Raw genomic sequence first — 15,492 nt, 5'->3', positions numbered from 1 at the left:
CCGATCTCCACTGAGCAGGAAGCAGCTCCCATGACAGCCACGACCTCGCCGGCGTCTACGCGCATCGTCGCGAAGAAGCGCGCCGGTGACCTCTGGTTCTCCGGAACGGCGGTCGCCGCCGGGTCCATGATCATGATCACGCTGGCCGCGGTCGCGATCTTCCTCATCGTTCAGTCGATCCCGGCCTTCACCGCGACCGCCGAAGAGGCCTCCCTCCTCAAGACCAACTTCTGGGACTACGTCGGTCCGCTCCTCTTCGGCACCGTCTGGGCGGCCTTCCTGGCCCTCCTCCTCGCCGTCCCCCTCTCGCTCGGCGTGGCGCTCTTCATCACCCACTACGCCCCGCGACGACTCGCTCAGGGTCTGGGCTACGTGGTCGACCTGCTCGCCGCCGTCCCTTCGGTCGTCTTCGGCCTCTGGGGCATCCTGGTCCTCGCACCCGCGGTGCAGCCCATCTACGTCTGGCTGAACACGAACGCCTCCTGGATCCCGTTCTTCGGTGGCGTCGTCTCCCCCACGGGCCGCACGATCCTCACCGCCGCCATGGTGCTCGCGGTCATGGTCGTCCCGATCATCACGGCCATCTGCCGCGAGATCTTCCTGCAGACCCCTCGCCTCCACGAGGAGGCCGCCCTCGCCCTCGGCGCCACCCGCTGGGAGATGGTCCGGATGGCTGTTCTGCCCTTCGGCCGATCCGGAATCGTCTCCGCCTCGATGCTCGGCCTCGGCCGGGCGCTCGGTGAGACCATGGCCGTCGCGATGGTGCTCTCGGTGAGCAAGGCCGTCACGTTCGAACTGCTCACCTCCACGAACCCCTCCACGATCGCAGCCAACATCGCGCTGACGTTCCCCGAGGCGTACCAGGTCAACATCAACATCCTCATCGCGACCGGTCTGATCCTGTTCGTCGTGACCTTCGCGGTGAACGCGATCGCACGCTGGTTCGTGAACCGCCGCAAGGAATTCTCGGGAGCGAACTGACATGACCGTTACCGCCCCCGAAACATCGCTCGCCGCGAGCGCGGCCCCGTCCCCGCTCGCGCTCAGCTCGGGACACCTCCCTCGCTGGTCGCCCTGGGCTCTTCTCGGCCTCTCCCTCCTGATCGGGTTCACGCCGTTCGCCATCACGGCGCTCGCCAGCGGATCCGACCTCAACATCGCCGGCTCCGTCGTCTTCGGGGCCCTCATCTACCTGGTGCTCATCTACGTGATGTCACGCATCATCGAGAGCCCCCGGAAGGCGCTCGACCGTCTGATCACCGGCGTCGTCACCTCGGCGTTCGCGATCGCGATGGTGCCGCTGGTCTCCGTCGCCATCACGGTGGTCGCCAACGGGGTCGCCCGCTTCGACGGACTGTTCTTCTCCTCGTCGATGCGCGGTGTCCTCGGCGAGGGCGGCGGCGCCCTCCACGCCATCATCGGCACGCTCCTCGTCACCCTCGCCGCCGCGGTCATCTCGATCCCGATCGGCCTGATGACGGCCGTATACCTGGTCGAGTACGGCAAGGGCGGGCGCATGGCCCGCACCATCACCTTCCTGGTCGACGTCATGACGGGTATCCCCTCGATCGTCGCCGGCCTGTTCGCCTACGCGGTCTTCGCCCTGATCTTCGGACCCGGCGTGCGCATGGGCATCGCCGGCTCGGTCGCCCTGGCCGTGCTCATGATCCCGGTCGTCGTGCGCTCCACCGAGGAGATGCTGCGGCTCGTACCGAACGAGCTGCGCGAAGCGGCTTACGCGCTCGGGGTGCCGAAGTGGCTCACGATCGTCAAGGTGGTCCTCCCCACCTCGATCGCCGGAATCACGACCGGTGTGATGCTCGCCATCTCCCGCGTGATCGGCGAGACGGCGCCGCTGCTCCTCACGGCCGGATTCACCGACGCCATGAATTACAACCTGTTCAGCGGCCGCATGCAGACTCTCCCCGTGTTCACGTACTCCCAGTACGCGTACCAGGGCATCCCTGCGGAGGCATACGTCGAACGGGCTTGGGCAGCCGCCCTGACGCTCATCATCATCGTCATGCTGCTCAACCTGATCGCCCGCCTCGTGGCGAAGATCTTCGCCCCCAAGACCGGCCGCTGAGCCCTCGACCCGACAAGCAAGGAACAGCAGTGTCCAAGAGCATCGAAGTCAACGACCTGAACGTCTACTACAGCGACTTCCTCGCCGTGGAAGGGGTCTCCCTCGACATCCAGCCACGCAGCGTCACGGCCTTCATCGGCCCGTCGGGCTGCGGGAAGTCCACGTTCCTGCGCACGCTCAACCGCATGCACGAGGTCATCCCCGGCGCCCGCGTCGAGGGAGAGGTGCTGCTCGACGGCAAGGACCTCTACGGCCCCGGCATCGACCCGGTGCTCGTGCGCCGCCAGGTGGGCATGGTGTTCCAGCGCCCGAACCCGTTCCCCACGATGTCGATCAAGGAGAACGTCCTCGCGGGCGTGAAGCTCAACAACAGCCGCATGTCGAAGAGCGATCAGGACGCCCTCGTGGAGAAGTCCCTGGTCGGAGCGAACCTCTGGAACGAGGTCAAGGACCGCCTCGACAAGCCGGGGTCGGGCCTTTCCGGCGGACAGCAGCAGCGTCTGTGCATCGCCCGCGCGATCGCCGTGTCGCCGCAGGTGCTGCTGATGGACGAGCCGTGCTCGGCCCTCGACCCGATCTCGACCTATGCGATCGAGGAGCTGATCGGCGAGCTCAAGAACGAGTTCACGATCGTCATCGTCACGCACAACATGCAGCAGGCATCCCGCGTGTCCGACAAGACGGCATTCTTCAACATCGCCGGCACGGGCAAGCCGGGCAAGCTCATCGAGTACGACGACACGACGAGCATCTTCACCACGCCGTCCGTACAGGCCACCGAGGACTACGTCTCCGGCCGCTTCGGGTGAGCTGAGGCTTCCGCGAAGAGGGTCCAGGAGTATCTACTCCTGGGCCCTCTTCTGTGCGCACCCGCGGACGCTCAGTCGCGCGGGGAGAGCAGGTAGCGGTTCAGGTCGGCGGTCAGGGCCTGGTCGACCGGGAGGGTGACGTCGTCGACGGCGGTGATGGCCGCAGCGAGGCGGACGCTCGACACGAGCCACGCGGCATCCGCCTGCAAGAGATCCGTCGCCGGGATGCGGTCGTAGCCGACCTCGAATCCCTGCGCAGCGAGGTGCTCGTACACACTGAGCTGCGTCGTGCCGTGCAGGATGCCGCCGTTCGGGGCCGGCGTGACGAAGCGGTCGCCGAAGCGGAGGATGAGCGAAGCCGTCGGCGCCTCCAGCACGAAGCCGTCGCTCGACAGGAAGATCGCATCGTCCGCCCCGCGCCGGTGCGCCTCGCGGAGCGCCGCCATGTTCACCGCGTACGAGAGCGTCTTCGCGCCCAGCAGCAGCCACGGCGCTCGCTCGGCCGCACCCAGGTCGTATCCGCGATCGAGGGTGACGACGCGCACGCCCGTCTCCCGTACGGCGGAGAAGTCGGATGCCGGCGCGGCCGTCACCCACGCGGTCGGCGTGGGCCCGTGCTCGACGCCGCGGCTGAGGATGAGCTTGATCACGGATTCGCCCGCACCCAGCTGGGCGGCCGCCCGGTCGATGGCCTGGCGCCACTGCGCGAGGTTCGGCACGGGAAGATCGCACAGGCGTGCCGAATGCGCGAGCCGCTCGAGGTGCGGGACGACCTCTTGCGCATGCCCGTCGACCACGCCGATCGACTCGAACACGCCGTCACCGCGCTGCGTGCTCAGCTCCCCCACGCTGAGCGCCGGAGCCGCGGCGTCCACCTGCGTGAACGTGTCGGCGTACTCGGAGCGCTGCTCCTCGGCGGCCACGGGATCGATCATGAGTGCGAAACGCCCGGTCATGATCCGAGCCTAGAGGGCGGGAATAGGCGTGGCCGCATCGCGTTACAATTGAGTGGCCGGGCCGCATAACCCCGGGCTCCATTTTTCGCCGCTACGAGCGGCCTTCCGCCGAGAGGCGTTCTTGCGGCCCGGTCTTTTCTTTGTCCGGCGCATTCCCAGGGCCTCTCGGCCCGTCGGAACGTGTCCGTCAGCTGAGAGCCCCCGTGCGCCACAGCACCGCGGCGGCCGCCAGATCCTGCGCATAGCTGCTCAGGCGCAGCGCTCGGGTGGTCAACTCACTCGCTCGCGAGGGCTCGGTCGGCTCGTAGTCGTCCGCCGTGTGCGTCGCACCCGAAGCCTGCACCCGGCAGAACGCGGCAGCGCGGTCGAGGGCCACGGCGAAGTCGCCGCGGAATGCCCCGCGCAGGATCGTGTCGACCAGCGCGACTAGCTCATCGGGACTCGCCGGCACGGGAGCACCGGCGATCACGACGTCTGCCGAAGCCAGCTCCACCCGACCGCGGTCGTAGAGCAGCGCGGCCGTGCGGGCGTCGGCGTGGATCGCGAGCTGCAGCACGTACAGGCGCCACAGAGCTCCGGGAAGCGTGCGGGACGGAGCCTTGGACCACAGCTCCGCGATCTCGTCGATGCCGTGCTCGGAGGTGAACGCCACGAGCCGCTCCGCGCTGGCTCCACTCTCGTCTGCGCGGACGCGGGTCAGCAGAGCGGATGCCGTGGCGTGTGCGACCCGCGTCTCTTCGGCGGGATCGTGCGCGCCGACGATGTTGTCGAAGGACGAGGTCGGTCGGCGCACGGGGCGGTGGTGCTGCTCAGGCATCCATCCAGGGTACGCGCGATCGGCGACGCTCAGGCCGTGGGGATGACGATCACCGGGTCGGTCGTCGGCTGCCCCGTCGGCGACCCGCCCGCCTGCTCGACGGTGACCGCGATCGCATCGCCCGCCTGCATGTCGCCATCGAGCAGGGCGGTCGCATCACCGCCGTCGACATCGAACACGCCCGCCGAGACCGGGGCATCACCGCGCACGAACCAGAGTTCGTAGGTCTCGCCCTCCCCCGGATTCGGGAGCCCGTCCGCCACCAGCACGGCCTTGCCGACCGAGCCCGACCAGTGCGCCGTGGCCGTTCCGCCGTCATCGAGCGCGACCGTCGCCTGCTCGGCGTCTCCTGCCGCTTCGATCTCCTGCAGGGCGACCACGCTCGCGGGGCGGTTCAGCTGCTGATTCAAGGCCACTGCGCCGATGCCGACACCGACGAGGAGGGCGAGGCACGCGGCCAACGCGAACACCGTGCGAGTCCAGCGGCGCGGCTGCGGGGACTCGACGGCGGGCTCCTCCGCGGCGCGGCTTACCGGTTCGGGAGCGGCCGCACGCGGCTCGTCTCCGTCCGACGCGCGCCACTGCGGCGTCACGGCGATCTGCGCGAGCAGAGCGGATCGGATGCTCGCGGGCGGATCCACCGTCGCGGCCGTCTCGGCGAGCATCCCGGCTGCACCGGCATCCGCTTCGACGATGGTCTGCCATTCCGGGTGTGCGGCGAGCGCGTCGTGGAAGCGGCGCTCATCTTCTGCCGACAGAGCGTGCAGGGCGGCACCTGCCGCGAGCTCTGCGAACTCCTTCTCGTTCATGCCGTCACCCCCATCGCCGTGCGCAGTCGGGTCAGCCCGTCTCGCATTCGTGTCTTGATCGTTCCCAGCGGCGCGCCCACCAGGGCCGCGATCTCGTTCTGACTGTAACCGCCGTAATAGGCGAGGACGAGTGCCTCGCGCTGCACCTCAGGAAGCCCCGAGAGAGCGTCGACGACCTTCTCGCCTTCGATTCCCAACTCCACCTGTTCTGCGACGCTGTCGTGTGCCACACCGATGTCCTTGAACCCGGCCCGCACATCGCGGTCGGCGCTCGACTGCGATGCCCGCACCCGGTCGACGGCCCGACGATGTGCGATCGTCATGACCCACGCTCGTCCCTGACCTCTGTTCGGAGCGAAGCGGGAAGCGGATTGCCAGATCTCCAGGAAGACCTCCTGCAGGACCTCCTCGCTCTGCGCCCGGTTCACCAGGACACGGAGGATCAGCCCGAAGGCGCGGGAGGAGAGGGCGTCGTAGAGGGCCGCGAAGGCAGCCTGGTCACCGTCGGCGACGCGCACGAGGAGGTCGCCGACAGCATCCTGCGTCGCGCCGTCCTCCGGGACGTCCATTCCGTCGATGACCATCTCCACAAGCATGCCGTATCTCCTCTCCCTACCCGCGCAGACGTCACCCGAATGTGAAGGAATAGACCTGGATCCCCGGCGGCACGTCGAGCGTGAGGGTGCCTTCGGCGATATCGGCCTGCTTGAGCAGCTCGTACGAGCGCGGAGTGCCGTCGATCGCGATGGTCTCCGTCGATCCGTCGTCGCGGCGGAGCTCGATGTCTCCCGTCCCGGCGACCACGACCCGCACTTCGGCGGCGTGATACTCGAGACTGATCCGGCCGTCGTCGCTCTCGGGAGTCGCGAACTGCGTCTCGATCGTCCAGTCGCCGTCGAGCGCGAAGCTGTCCGCCGGCTGATCCTTCGGGATCGTGTACGCGTTCGTGCCGGAGCGGTAGTCGCCGCCGCCGCCGTAGTTCACGTCCTTCGACGAGCCCAGGAACGTCTCCCTCGTGGTCGACCCCACATCGGGTGTGTCATCCTCGACGTCGGTCGCGCCAGGAAGGTCGACGGACGGATCCGCGTCCTTCAGCAGCTCACGGATCATCGACTCGGTCGCGGCATAGTTTCCCTCGCCGAACGAGATGTGGCGCACGGTTCCCTCCGCATCGATCAGGTAGTGCGCGGGCCAGTAGCGGTTGCGGTAGTTCGTCCACGTCGACAGGTTGTTGTCGAGGGCGACCGGGTACTCGATGCCGAAGTCCCGCGCACCGGCCGCCACATTGCCCGGGTCCTTCTCGAACGCGTACTCGGGAGAGTGGATGCCGATCACCTGGAGCCCCGCATCGCGGTACGCCTCATCCCAGGCGACCACATGCGGCAGCGAACGCTGGCAGTTGATGCACGAGTACGCCCAGAAGTCGATCAGCACCACCTGGCCGCGCAGGTCCTTCAGGTCGAGGGCCTCACCATCCGGCGTGTTGAGCCATTCCTGGATGCCCTTGATCGACGGCGCCGTTCCGCACGACTCGAGTTCCTCCGCACCGTTGGTGCACTTGTCGAGGTCTTTGTTCTCCTCATTGACGAGTCCGCCGAGGTCGAGGGCGTCCTTCACCTGATCGGAGTCGGCGATCTGCTCCTGCAGCGGAGCGGTGTAGTCGGGCAGCAGACGCTGCAGAGCCTGCGGCACGTTGAACACGAGTCCGACGGCGAGCGCGATCATCGCGATGCCGGCGGCGATGCGCAACCCGCGCTCCTTCGAGCGGAAAGAGCGGATGCGCTCGACGACGCTGCGACCGGCGAGGGCGAAGATCAGCAGCGGCACCGCCACCCCGATCGAGAACGACACGGTGAGCAGCACGGTTCCGATGCCGATCTGACCGGTGGAGCCCGCGACGATGATGGCGGCCAGCACGGGGCCGGCACAGGGCACGAACACGGCACCGAGCGCAAGGCCGACGCCGAAGCCGCTCCCCCGGTTCTTCACCTCGCGCTGTCCGAACCGCTGGAACGGCCGCTCGAGGATGTGCTGGAACCGCGGCACGATGAGCCCGACGCCGATGATGATCAACACCGCGATGCCGACCCAGCGGATGATGTCCTGCGGCAGATTCAGCAGTCCGAGCAGCAGTGAGCCGCCGAGCGTGACGAGTGTGAAGCTCAGCACCAGCCCCGCGATCACGAAGTAGGGACGGCTGCGCCTGGCGGGCACCACCTCGTCTTCGTACCGTGCCGACTGCGCACCCCCGGTGAGGAAGATCACGGGCAGCACGGGCAGGATGCACGGCGAGATGCCGGTGATGAGCCCGCCGAGCAGGCCGATGATGATCAGGTCCATGAGGTCCCCACTTCTGTCGGGAGCTGTTCGCTCCGGGGGCGACAACGGATTGGATTCGATCGATCTGAGAGATTTCTGAGATTTCTCCCATCCGATCTCGAAGGTGCTCCGAACAGCCCTCGACGCCACGGAGAGGCCGTGGCTCAGTTCTTGAAGGAGCTCGACATGTTCAGCACCAAGAAGAAGGTCACCGCAGCCATCACCCTCGGCCTGGCGAGCGCGTTCCTGCTCTCCGCCTGTTCGATGGGCAGCGGCAGCACCACGGAGGAGTCCACCGAGCCCAAGGCTCCCGAGACGTCGGAGTCGACGCCGATGGAGATGGACCCGGCCGCGAACCTCGTGGGCCCCGGTTGCGCCGCCTACGCCGAAGCCGTGCCGGAGGGCGCAGGATCGATCCAGGGCATGTCCCAGGACCCGGTCGCTGTCGCCGCATCCAACAACCCGATGCTGACCACGCTGGTCGCAGCGGTGAGTGGACAGCTCAACCCCGACGTGAACCTCGTCGACACGCTCAACGGAGACGAGTTCACCGTGTTCGCACCGGTGGATGACGCCTTCGCGAAGATCGACCCGGCCACCATCGAGGCTCTCAAGACCGACAGCGCGACACTGAGCTCGATCCTGACGTACCACGTGGTCCCCGGCCAGATCGAGCCGGCCGACATCGAGGGCATGCACAAGACGGTCCAGGGTGCCGACCTCGAGGTCACCGGCAGCGGCGATGACTGGATGGTCAACGACGCCAAGATCGTCTGTGGTGGAGTGCAGACCGCGAACGCGACCGTGTACCTGATCGACACGGTCCTGATGCCCCCGGCTTCCTAAGCACGGGATGGCCGGGAGGAGGACCCGGCACGCGGCCTTCTCGGAGTAGGGGGAGCCACCCGAGAAGGAGACGGGGCCGTCGGCGATGTTGCATCGCCGACGGCCCCTCGTCGTGCGCACTAGACTTTGAGGAGGGGCCTCTAGCTCAGTTGGCAGAGCATCGGACTTTTAATCCGCGGGTCGTGGGTTCGAGCCCCACGGGGCCCACCGCAGGGTGAGCGCGGCGGCATCTGTCTCAGGATTCGCCGTCGTGCTCGCCCGCCAGCAGTTCCGCGCGGATGTCGGCCACGCCACTGGGCAGCGTCTCGCCTTCGAGTTCGAACGTCGGGGCTTTCGGGGTACCGCCGATCGCGCACACCGCGACGCTGTCCTGGCCGTCCAGCGTCTTGGGGATGACGACGAACCAGAGGGACTTCTCCGCAAGCCACTCGGTGGTCGCCATGTCGGCGTAGTAGGTCGCGTCCGGTGCCAGGCTGCGTGTCTTCTCGGTGCAGAGCTTCACGAGCTGGGGACCGGAGAATTCCGAGGCGGCCTCCGTCGGGTCCGGGGTCGGCGCGGAGGTCTCAGACGGTGTGGGAGTGGGCGACGTGGGCGCAGAGGTCGACGACGTCGACGGCGACGGGCTCGGAGCCGGCTCGGGGGCGCAGCCCGCGAGCAGAATGAGCACCGGCAGAAGGACGAGAGCAGGACGAACGCGCATGTCTGGATGCTACTGCCGCCGCAGCGGAATCCGAGGGGAGCGCTCCGGAGACGACGGCTTCTCCTGTATCACCGGCACATCGCAGTGGCCACCCCCTTCACACATCCGGTCATCCCAGGAGAGGGTCTACTCGTCCGCTCCCCGCGGACGACCCTCCACGAAAGGACGACGAACCATGACTCTCACCGGCAACCGAGTGGCATTCCTGGCGACGGACGGATTCGAGGACAGCGAGCTCACCAGTCCCTGGGATGCGGTGACCGCCGAGGGCGCGAGCGCGACGCTGATCGCCCCGGACGGCGCCGCGATCACCGGGAAGAACGGTCACGAGCAGGCCGTGGATCTCCTCGCCTCCGACGCCTCGGCCGACCAGTTCGACGCTCTCGTGCTCCCCGGCGGCGTCGTGAACGCCGACCACCTGCGCCTCGACAAGCCGTCGATCGCCCTGGCGCGGGCCTTCTTCGAGCAGCACAAGCCGGTGGGCGTGATCTGCCACGGCGCCTGGATCCTCATCGAGGCCGGTGTCGTGGACGGGCGGACGCTCACCAGCTACCCGAGCCTGACGACCGACCTCCGCAACGCCGGGGCGACCTGGGTCGACGAGGAGGTCGTCGTGGACGAGGGCCTCGTCTCCAGCCGCACGCCCGACGACCTGCCCGCCTTCAACGCGAAGCTCGTCGAGGAGATCGGCGAGGGCAAGCACTCCGGGCAGACCGCCTGAGCGGTGGTGTCAGGCCCGCGCCCGGTGCCGTCGGACGGCCGCGCGGTTCGCACAGCGCACGGAGCAGAAGCGCTGGCGGCCGTTGCGAGTCACATCCGCGACGACGTTCGTGCACGGCGCGGCCTGACACCTCCCCAGCCTGCTCATCCCGCGGGTCACGAGGTGCAGCGAGGTGCCGAGGCTGATGATCGCCCGCAGCACGTACGGCAGTGACGGCACGTCGTCGCGGTAGTGCAGGTGCCAGCCCTCCCCGTCGTGGTTCGTGAGCCGCGGGTAGGCGGCGGCGGCCGCGAGCTGCGCGTTCAGCAGCAGAGCACGGGCGTCGGGGTCGGACTCGTCGACGATCGTGAGCCAGTCGTCGATGACCGCCCTGATCTTCTCGTGGTCGTCGGCAGCCGGCGGGAAGGTCTGCGTCATGCCCAACTCGAGGGTGCGCTCCGCGATCCCGGCACGGTCGGACGGCCAGTCGTTGGCGAGGGAGGCGGCCAGGAGCACCGCATATTCTCCGTAAGGGTTGAGATGCATAAGACCATTACACCACGCTGGATGCATGACCTCGCAGAACACCCTCCCGATCCCCCGCATCCGGCCCGAGATAGAGACCCACGAGCACGCGTGGCTCGTCGAATCCCGGCATCCGACCAGTGAGGGCGTCGTCCTCTACGTACGGTGCGGGGGCTGCGGCACCCGCCGCGTCGACCTGCAGTCGCACCCGCACACGCCGCCGACCGCGCTGAGCACGGAGACCGGCGGGGTCCAGGGCTGAGTCTCAGGCCTCGACGATCTCGCCGTTCCGCGGAATCCACCAGGCGCCATCGCGTCGGCCGAAGGCGATCGGGATGCCACGGGCCTCGCGAGCGAGCGAGTCGGACACCTGAACATGCAGGTGCGGTTCCGTGCTGTTGCCCGAGTTGCCGCACTCCCCCAGCTGTTCGCCGATCGCGACGCTCTGACCTCTGTGCACCCGGACGCTCCCCTTCCGCAGATGTGCGAGAAGCACAAGGGCGTCGCCCACGCGAACCGCCACGTGATTTCCCGCGATCGCCGGAGCACCCCCGCGAATGCGCGATGGCTGAGTGAGCGCGTACGCGATCAGCGACAGCGGTGACCGTCGCGCGACGTGGTCGCTCTCGCCGTCGTGGACGGCCACGACCTCGCCCGCCGCGGGGCTGAGGATCGGGCGGCCGAACCCGGCGAAGGTGTCCGGGTCCTCCGTGCCGATCAGACTCGCGACGGTGCGCGGGGCGCTGCGCCCGTCCGGCCCGACGGGCACGAAGTCGATCGCGTGCGACGTGCCGAACAGGTCGGTGCCGTGGCTGGGAATGCGGGATGCCGGACTGTTCTGAACCAGCCACCGTCCGGTGAACGGCAGGGCCAGCTCGACGGCATCCGGCGGGGTCACGCCGTCAGCTCGATGAGTGTGCGCGTCGTCCGGAGGTTGCGCGCGGTCCCGGCCACTCCCAGCGCACGGTCCAACACCGCCTTCGTGAGTTTCGTGGAGTGCACGCCGCCACTCCCGTAGTCGATCCACAGGTCGTTGCCGATCAGCGCGATACGCTCCTCCGGCAGACGTCGCTCCTCCAGCGCCTCGATCGCCCCTGCCGAGGGCGATCCCTCGAGGAACATCACGTGCACGAACTTCACGTCACCCTCGGGGAACGGCTGAGCGGACTCCGACGCGACCAGCTGCGTGTGTGTCCGGTGGATGACCGGGGTGTCGACCCCGAACTCCTCGTGGATCGCGACGCGCACGGCGGAGCATGCGGCATCCGGGTTCTTCGGCGTCGCGCAGACGATGTTGCCGCTCGCGATGTAGGTCGACACGTCGGCGAGATCGGTCTCGGTCGCCAGCACCTCTCGCAACCGTGCCATCGGCACGCTGTTGCGCCCGCTGACGTTCACAGCCCGGAGCAGCAGGACGCTGCGGCTCACGCGTCGGTGCTCTCGACCAGTTCCGCCCCCGCATGCACGAGTTCTGCGAGGGCCGCTTCGCTCGGCTCCGATGCCACCCCGGCGATGAGGTCGGTCAGGATGCGGACGTGGACGCCGTGGGCGATCGCGTCGAGCGCGGACGCTCGCACGCAGTGATCGGTCGCGATGCCGATCACGTCGGCGCTGAGCACACCCGCAGCAGTGAGGAGCGCGCCGACGGTCTCACCCGCCTCCGTCTCCCCCTCGAACATCGAGTAGGCCGGCTTGCCCTGCCCCTTGCGGACGTGGTGCGTCACGGCATCCGTCACCAGGAGCGGATCGTACTCCGCACCGTCGGTACCCGCGACGCAGTGCACCGGCCACGAGTCGACGTAGTCGGGCGTCTCCGCGAAGTGTCCGCCGTTGTCGCCCTCCGCGTCATGCCAGTCCCGCGACGCGATGATCACCCCATAGTCCGAAGAGTGCGCGGCAAGGAAGCTCGTGACGGCGGCGGCCACCGCATCGCCGCCCGCAACGGCCAGCGCACCACCCTCCGTGAAATCGTTCTGCACATCGACGATGAGAAGCGCTCTGCTCATGATTCGAGGGTACGCCGCAGGGAACGGGAAAGGCCCCGCGATGTTTTCACATCACGGGGCCTTCGGAGCCGCCTGTCAGAATCGAACTGACGACCTTCTCATTACGAGTGAGATGCTCTGCCGACTGAGCTAAGGCGGCGTGCGACGCGTGAGCGGCACGATCACCGATATTACCCTGTCTCGTGCTCGCTCGCGAATCGAGCCCGCCTCACTCGCAGCGCAGGCCGTCTTCGGGCACCACATCGTCGAGCAGGAACGCCTCGACGGCGTCGTCCACGCAGATGTTGCCCTTGTTGTAACCGGTGTGGCCCTCGCCGACGCGGGTGATGAGGACGCCTTCTTCGAGCTGGTCGGCGAGCGACTCGGACCACTCGTACGGCGTCGCCGGATCGTTCGTCGTGCCGATCACGAGGATGGGGCCCGCACCCTCGGCCGTGATCTCGCCGCGCGTGCCGGTGGGCGGGTAGGGCCAGACCTCGCAGGAATCGGGTCCGGTCCAATAGGGGGCGATCGTCGGCGCCCCCTCCGCGATCTTGGCCTCGATCGCGGCTTCGGCGGCCGGATCGTCTTCGACCGGATAGTCCATGCAGTTGTATGCCCGGAAGGCCTCGGTGGAGTTGTCGGTGTAGACCCCGTCATCGCCGCGCTTGTTGTAGTAGTCGGCGAGCAGGAAGGCCGTGGTCGGGTCGCCCTGCAGCGCCTCCTCGAGCGCCTGGGTGAGGATGTCCCAGCTGTCCTGCGAGTACAGCGCGGCGATGATCGCCGTCAGTAGCGAGTCCGCACCCATCATGCGTCCGTCGCCGTTCTCGAGCGGCGTGCGGTCGACGCTCGCCAGCAGCGCCCCGAGGTCGGCCATCGCCTCATCCACGGTGCCGTTGAAGGGACAGTTTCCCGAGTCGAGGCAGTTCTGCATGTACGCGCGCAGCGCCGACTCGAAGCCCAGAGCCTGAGTCGCGCCCACCTCGAGCCCCGGAACGGCGGGATCGATGGCACCGTCGAGCACCAATCGTCCGGCCTTCTCGGGGTAGAGCTTGGCGTAGGTCGCCCCGAGGAACGTGCCGTACGAGTACCCGAGATAGTTGAGCTGCTTGTCGCCCAGCACGGCGCGGATCAGGTCCATGTCGCGGGCGGAGTTGACCGTCGTGACGTGCGGCAGGATGCCATCGCTGTTCGCCTCGCATGCTTCGGCAAACGACTTGTGCGCGTCGAGCAGCTCGGCCTCCCACTCCGCGGTGCCACGGGCAGCGGACGGGATACCGTAGAGGTAGTCGTCCATCTGCGGCGCGTCGTAGCAGGTCACCGCGGTCGAGCCCCCGACTCCGCGCGGATCGAAGCCGATCACGTCGTAGTTCTCGATGAGATCGGGCCCGACGGCGAAGTCGAGGCTGCTCTGGACGAGCTCCACACCGCTCGAGCCGGGACCGCCCGGGTTCGTCAGCAGGGAGCCGACGGGGGTCCCCTGCGCGCGATGCCGGATCACCGACAGACTGATGTCACCGGCTCCCGGGTTCTCCCAGTCGAGGGGCGCCGTCACATCGGTGCAGTCGAAGCCCGGGCCGCAGTCCGTCCACTCCAGCTCCTGCGAATAGAACGGCAGCAGATCTTCGGCGACCCCGTCGGTGTCGGGGACGATGGTCGTCGCCGGGCGCGAGGACTGCTCGGGGATCATCGCGTAGAGACAGCCCGAGAGCGCGACGGATGCCGCGGCGAGGCCGGCGATGACCGCGGCGGCACGACGGAAGCGGGAAGTCGATCTGTTGTTCACGGTTTCCTCCCGCTCGTGATCGTCACGAGCAAGCTCTCCAATGCGAGCAGCGGAGCGACGTTGCGCTCCAACGACTGCCGCGTCTCGGCAAGGTGGTCAAGTACGACAAGGGTACGGGCCTCGGACCAGGCCGCGGCGAGGCCTTCCAGCTCGGGGCGCAGCTCGCTGTTGATGAGATCGTCGCCGCGGCCGAACTGCAGCATGATCACGTCGCGGAACAGCGACTGCAGGTCGGTGAGCACGCGATCGATGCCGTCACGCAGGCTGCGCGTGGCACGCTTCTTCTGATCGTCTTCGAGGGCCGAGAGCTGCGTGCGCAAAGCCGGCGGCACGGCCTGCCCCTCGGCGATTCCGATCGTGCGCAGGAGCGAAGCCCGCTCCTGCGCGTCGCGCTCCGCTGTGAGGGCCTTCGCGTCTTCGGTCGCGGCCTGGATGACCCGCCCCGCCACATCGACCGCGTCGCCGACGCCGCGGACCCCGATGACCGACCGGAGGGTCTCGTCGCGCCGACGCCGAGCCGCGTCGTCGGTGGCGAGACGCTGCGCCATGCCGATGTGGCGCTGCGCATGCCGCGCGGCCTGCTCGGCGACAGCCTCATCGGCCCCCGTGCGCAGGGTGATGAGCCGGGCCACGTCAGCCACATCCGGCTCACGCAGTCGCAGCGAGCGGACCCGGGAGCGGATCGTCGGCAACAGGTCGGCCTCGCTGGGCGCGCACAGGATCCACACCGTCTGCTCGGGCGGCTCCTCGAGTGCTTTCAGCAGCACATTGGAGGTGCGTTCGACCATGCGATCGGCGTCTTCGACGACGATCACGCGATACCGACCGGCGGAGGGTGCGAAGTACGAGCGCTCCACGAGAGCGCGGGCCTCGGCGATCGTGATGATCACCTTGTCGGTCCGGAGCGCCGTGACATCGGGGTGGGTGCCCGCGAAGACCTGCCGCATCACGGCCTCATCTTCGGGGTGGTCGGCGACCAGCGCGGCCGCGAACGCGTACGCGAGAGTCGAGCGGCCGGATCCGGGCGGGCCGGTGATCAGCCAGGCGTGCGAGAGAGCAGCCGGATCGGATGCAGCCGCACGCAGAGTGTCGACGGCAGCATCCTGCCCCCACACATCCGCCCACGGGAAAGGAGCAGGATCGGTGCGGGGCAT

Annotated in this window: 18 protein-coding genes and 2 tRNA genes; 7 read left to right on the top strand and 13 right to left on the bottom strand. The window is 68.2% G+C overall.

The genetic code is table 11. The features are described from left to right. Positions 1 to 30 precede the first annotated feature (30 nt). From pstC to pstB, 3 genes are read left to right on the top strand one after another with little or no spacing between them, the layout of a single operon-like run. Entirely contained in the window at positions 31 to 981 is a 951-nt protein-coding gene (pstC, locus tag BQ2383_RS02530; RefSeq protein ID WP_091028903.1) for a phosphate ABC transporter permease subunit PstC, read from the top strand. Position 982: 1 nt separating this feature from the next. After that, on the top strand, positions 983 to 2,086 hold the full coding sequence (gene pstA, locus BQ2383_RS02525) for a phosphate ABC transporter permease PstA (RefSeq protein ID WP_091028898.1): 1,104 nt from the start codon (positions 983 to 985) through the stop codon (positions 2,084 to 2,086). Between the two features lie 29 nt (positions 2,087 to 2,115). Next, entirely contained in the window at positions 2,116 to 2,895 is a 780-nt protein-coding gene (gene pstB, locus BQ2383_RS02520; RefSeq protein ID WP_091028894.1) for a phosphate ABC transporter ATP-binding protein PstB, read from the top strand. Between the two features lie 71 nt (positions 2,896 to 2,966). Here pstB and BQ2383_RS02515 read toward each other — a convergent pair whose 3' ends face one another. The 5 genes from BQ2383_RS02515 to BQ2383_RS02495 all read right to left on the bottom strand — a co-directional run bounded on the left by BQ2383_RS02515 (position 2,967) and on the right by BQ2383_RS02495 (position 7,817). Beyond that, complete coding sequence (locus BQ2383_RS02515) at positions 2,967 to 3,851, bottom strand: aminodeoxychorismate lyase (protein ID WP_091028891.1); 885 nt, start codon at positions 3,849 to 3,851, stop codon at positions 2,967 to 2,969. A gap of 187 nt (positions 3,852 to 4,038) precedes the next feature. Beyond that, on the bottom strand, positions 4,039 to 4,668 hold the full coding sequence (locus BQ2383_RS02510) for a DNA-directed RNA polymerase subunit beta (protein WP_091028887.1): 630 nt from the start codon (positions 4,666 to 4,668) through the stop codon (positions 4,039 to 4,041). A gap of 29 nt (positions 4,669 to 4,697) precedes the next feature. Next, entirely contained in the window at positions 4,698 to 5,477 is a 780-nt protein-coding gene (locus BQ2383_RS02505; RefSeq protein WP_091028883.1) for an anti-sigma factor, read from the bottom strand. Next, positions 5,474 to 6,073: an ECF RNA polymerase sigma factor SigK gene (gene sigK, locus BQ2383_RS02500; RefSeq protein WP_205829315.1), complete on the bottom strand. Its 600-nt coding sequence runs from the start codon at positions 6,071 to 6,073 to the stop codon at positions 5,474 to 5,476. The genes BQ2383_RS02505 and sigK overlap by 4 nt, the downstream gene beginning before the upstream one ends. A gap of 31 nt (positions 6,074 to 6,104) precedes the next feature. Continuing rightward, positions 6,105 to 7,817 carry a cytochrome c biogenesis protein DipZ gene (locus BQ2383_RS02495; RefSeq protein WP_091028881.1) on the bottom strand — a complete coding sequence of 571 codons (1,713 nt, stop codon included), beginning with the start codon at positions 7,815 to 7,817 and terminating at the stop codon, positions 6,105 to 6,107. A gap of 165 nt (positions 7,818 to 7,982) precedes the next feature. Here BQ2383_RS02495 and BQ2383_RS02490 point away from each other — a divergent pair, with 165 nt between their 5' ends. Both BQ2383_RS02490 and BQ2383_RS02485 read left to right on the top strand, forming a co-directional pair. After that, positions 7,983 to 8,642, top strand: coding sequence for a fasciclin domain-containing protein (locus BQ2383_RS02490; RefSeq protein ID WP_091029214.1), 660 nt, complete (start codon positions 7,983 to 7,985; stop codon positions 8,640 to 8,642). A 134-nt stretch (positions 8,643 to 8,776) separates the two neighbouring features. After that, positions 8,777 to 8,849: transfer RNA gene (locus BQ2383_RS02485), tRNA-Lys, on the top strand. 28 nt (positions 8,850 to 8,877) lie between these two features. Here BQ2383_RS02485 and BQ2383_RS02480 read toward each other — a convergent pair. Further along, positions 8,878 to 9,342, bottom strand: coding sequence for a hypothetical protein (locus tag BQ2383_RS02480; RefSeq protein ID WP_091028878.1), 465 nt, complete (start codon positions 9,340 to 9,342; stop codon positions 8,878 to 8,880). Positions 9,343 to 9,517: 175 nt separating this feature from the next. On the opposite strand from BQ2383_RS02480, the gene BQ2383_RS02475 reads away from it, so the two are divergent. Next, positions 9,518 to 10,063, top strand: coding sequence for a type 1 glutamine amidotransferase domain-containing protein (locus BQ2383_RS02475; protein ID WP_091028875.1), 546 nt, complete (start codon positions 9,518 to 9,520; stop codon positions 10,061 to 10,063). A gap of 9 nt (positions 10,064 to 10,072) precedes the next feature. Here BQ2383_RS02475 and BQ2383_RS02470 read toward each other — a convergent pair whose 3' ends face one another. After that, positions 10,073 to 10,588, bottom strand: a complete 516-nt coding sequence (locus tag BQ2383_RS02470) for a CGNR zinc finger domain-containing protein (protein ID WP_091028871.1) — start codon at positions 10,586 to 10,588, stop codon at positions 10,073 to 10,075. A 25-nt stretch (positions 10,589 to 10,613) separates the two neighbouring features. Here BQ2383_RS02470 and BQ2383_RS02465 point away from each other — a divergent pair, with 25 nt between their 5' ends. Further along, the gene (locus BQ2383_RS02465) at positions 10,614 to 10,829 is read left to right on the top strand and encodes a hypothetical protein (RefSeq protein WP_091028868.1); all 216 of its coding nucleotides are present in this window, start codon (positions 10,614 to 10,616) and stop codon (positions 10,827 to 10,829) included. Positions 10,830 to 10,832: 3 nt separating this feature from the next. Here BQ2383_RS02465 and BQ2383_RS02460 read toward each other — a convergent pair whose 3' ends face one another. The 6 genes from BQ2383_RS02460 to BQ2383_RS02435 all read right to left on the bottom strand — a co-directional run bounded on the left by BQ2383_RS02460 (position 10,833) and on the right by BQ2383_RS02435 (position 15,492). Beyond that, a complete protein-coding gene (locus BQ2383_RS02460) occupies positions 10,833 to 11,465 on the bottom strand; it encodes a M23 family metallopeptidase (RefSeq protein ID WP_091028865.1) in 633 nt (210 codons plus the stop codon). Then, positions 11,462 to 11,995: a DUF1697 domain-containing protein gene (locus BQ2383_RS02455; protein ID WP_091028862.1), complete on the bottom strand. Its 534-nt coding sequence runs from the start codon at positions 11,993 to 11,995 to the stop codon at positions 11,462 to 11,464. Before BQ2383_RS02455 ends, BQ2383_RS02460 begins: the two co-directional genes overlap by 4 nt. After that, positions 11,992 to 12,573, bottom strand: a complete 582-nt coding sequence (locus BQ2383_RS02450) for an isochorismatase family protein (protein WP_091028858.1) — start codon at positions 12,571 to 12,573, stop codon at positions 11,992 to 11,994. Before BQ2383_RS02450 ends, BQ2383_RS02455 begins: the two co-directional genes overlap by 4 nt. A gap of 66 nt (positions 12,574 to 12,639) precedes the next feature. Continuing rightward, positions 12,640 to 12,712: transfer RNA gene (locus tag BQ2383_RS02445), tRNA-Thr, on the bottom strand. Between the two features lie 69 nt (positions 12,713 to 12,781). Next, complete coding sequence (locus BQ2383_RS02440; protein WP_091028856.1) at positions 12,782 to 14,338, bottom strand: alpha/beta hydrolase; 1,557 nt, start codon at positions 14,336 to 14,338, stop codon at positions 12,782 to 12,784. Continuing rightward, positions 14,335 to 15,492, bottom strand: a complete 1,158-nt coding sequence (locus BQ2383_RS02435) for a DNA polymerase III subunit delta' (RefSeq protein ID WP_091028852.1) — start codon at positions 15,490 to 15,492, stop codon at positions 14,335 to 14,337. Before BQ2383_RS02435 ends, BQ2383_RS02440 begins: the two co-directional genes overlap by 4 nt.

It is taken from the genome of Microbacterium oxydans, from assembly GCF_900095745.1.
GTDB lineage: Bacteria > Actinomycetota > Actinomycetes > Actinomycetales > Microbacteriaceae > Microbacterium > Microbacterium oxydans_B.
The sequence above is the reverse complement of the archived record's forward strand: the minus strand, read 5'-3'. Positions and strand labels throughout refer to the sequence as shown.

Bases quoted from the DNA above. Each gene is read 5' to 3' on its own strand.
- BQ2383_RS02465 (WP_091028868.1), top strand. From the start codon at position 10,614: ATGACCTCGCAGAACACCCTCCCGATCCCCCGCATCCGGCCCGAGATA.
- pstA (WP_091028898.1), top strand. From the start codon at position 983: ATGACCGTTACCGCCCCCGAAACATCGCTCGCCGCGAGCGCGGCCCCG.
- BQ2383_RS02490 (WP_091029214.1), top strand. From the start codon at position 7,983: ATGTTCAGCACCAAGAAGAAGGTCACCGCAGCCATCACCCTCGGCCTG.
- BQ2383_RS02435 (WP_091028852.1), bottom strand. From the start codon at position 15,492: ATGCCCCGCACCGATCCTGCTCCTTTCCCGTGGGCGGATGTGTGGGGG.
- BQ2383_RS02510 (WP_091028887.1), bottom strand. From the start codon at position 4,668: ATGCCTGAGCAGCACCACCGCCCCGTGCGCCGACCGACCTCGTCCTTC.
- BQ2383_RS02470 (WP_091028871.1), bottom strand. From the start codon at position 10,588: ATGCATCTCAACCCTTACGGAGAATATGCGGTGCTCCTGGCCGCCTCC.
- BQ2383_RS02505 (WP_091028883.1), bottom strand. From the start codon at position 5,477: ATGAACGAGAAGGAGTTCGCAGAGCTCGCGGCAGGTGCCGCCCTGCAC.
- BQ2383_RS02515 (WP_091028891.1), bottom strand. From the start codon at position 3,851: ATGACCGGGCGTTTCGCACTCATGATCGATCCCGTGGCCGCCGAGGAG.
- BQ2383_RS02495 (WP_091028881.1), bottom strand. From the start codon at position 7,817: ATGGACCTGATCATCATCGGCCTGCTCGGCGGGCTCATCACCGGCATC.
- BQ2383_RS02450 (WP_091028858.1), bottom strand. From the start codon at position 12,573: ATGAGCAGAGCGCTTCTCATCGTCGATGTGCAGAACGATTTCACGGAG.
- BQ2383_RS02475 (WP_091028875.1), top strand. From the start codon at position 9,518: ATGACTCTCACCGGCAACCGAGTGGCATTCCTGGCGACGGACGGATTC.
- sigK (WP_205829315.1), bottom strand. From the start codon at position 6,073: ATGCTTGTGGAGATGGTCATCGACGGAATGGACGTCCCGGAGGACGGC.
- pstC (WP_091028903.1), top strand. From the start codon at position 31: ATGACAGCCACGACCTCGCCGGCGTCTACGCGCATCGTCGCGAAGAAG.
- BQ2383_RS02480 (WP_091028878.1), bottom strand. From the start codon at position 9,342: ATGCGCGTTCGTCCTGCTCTCGTCCTTCTGCCGGTGCTCATTCTGCTC.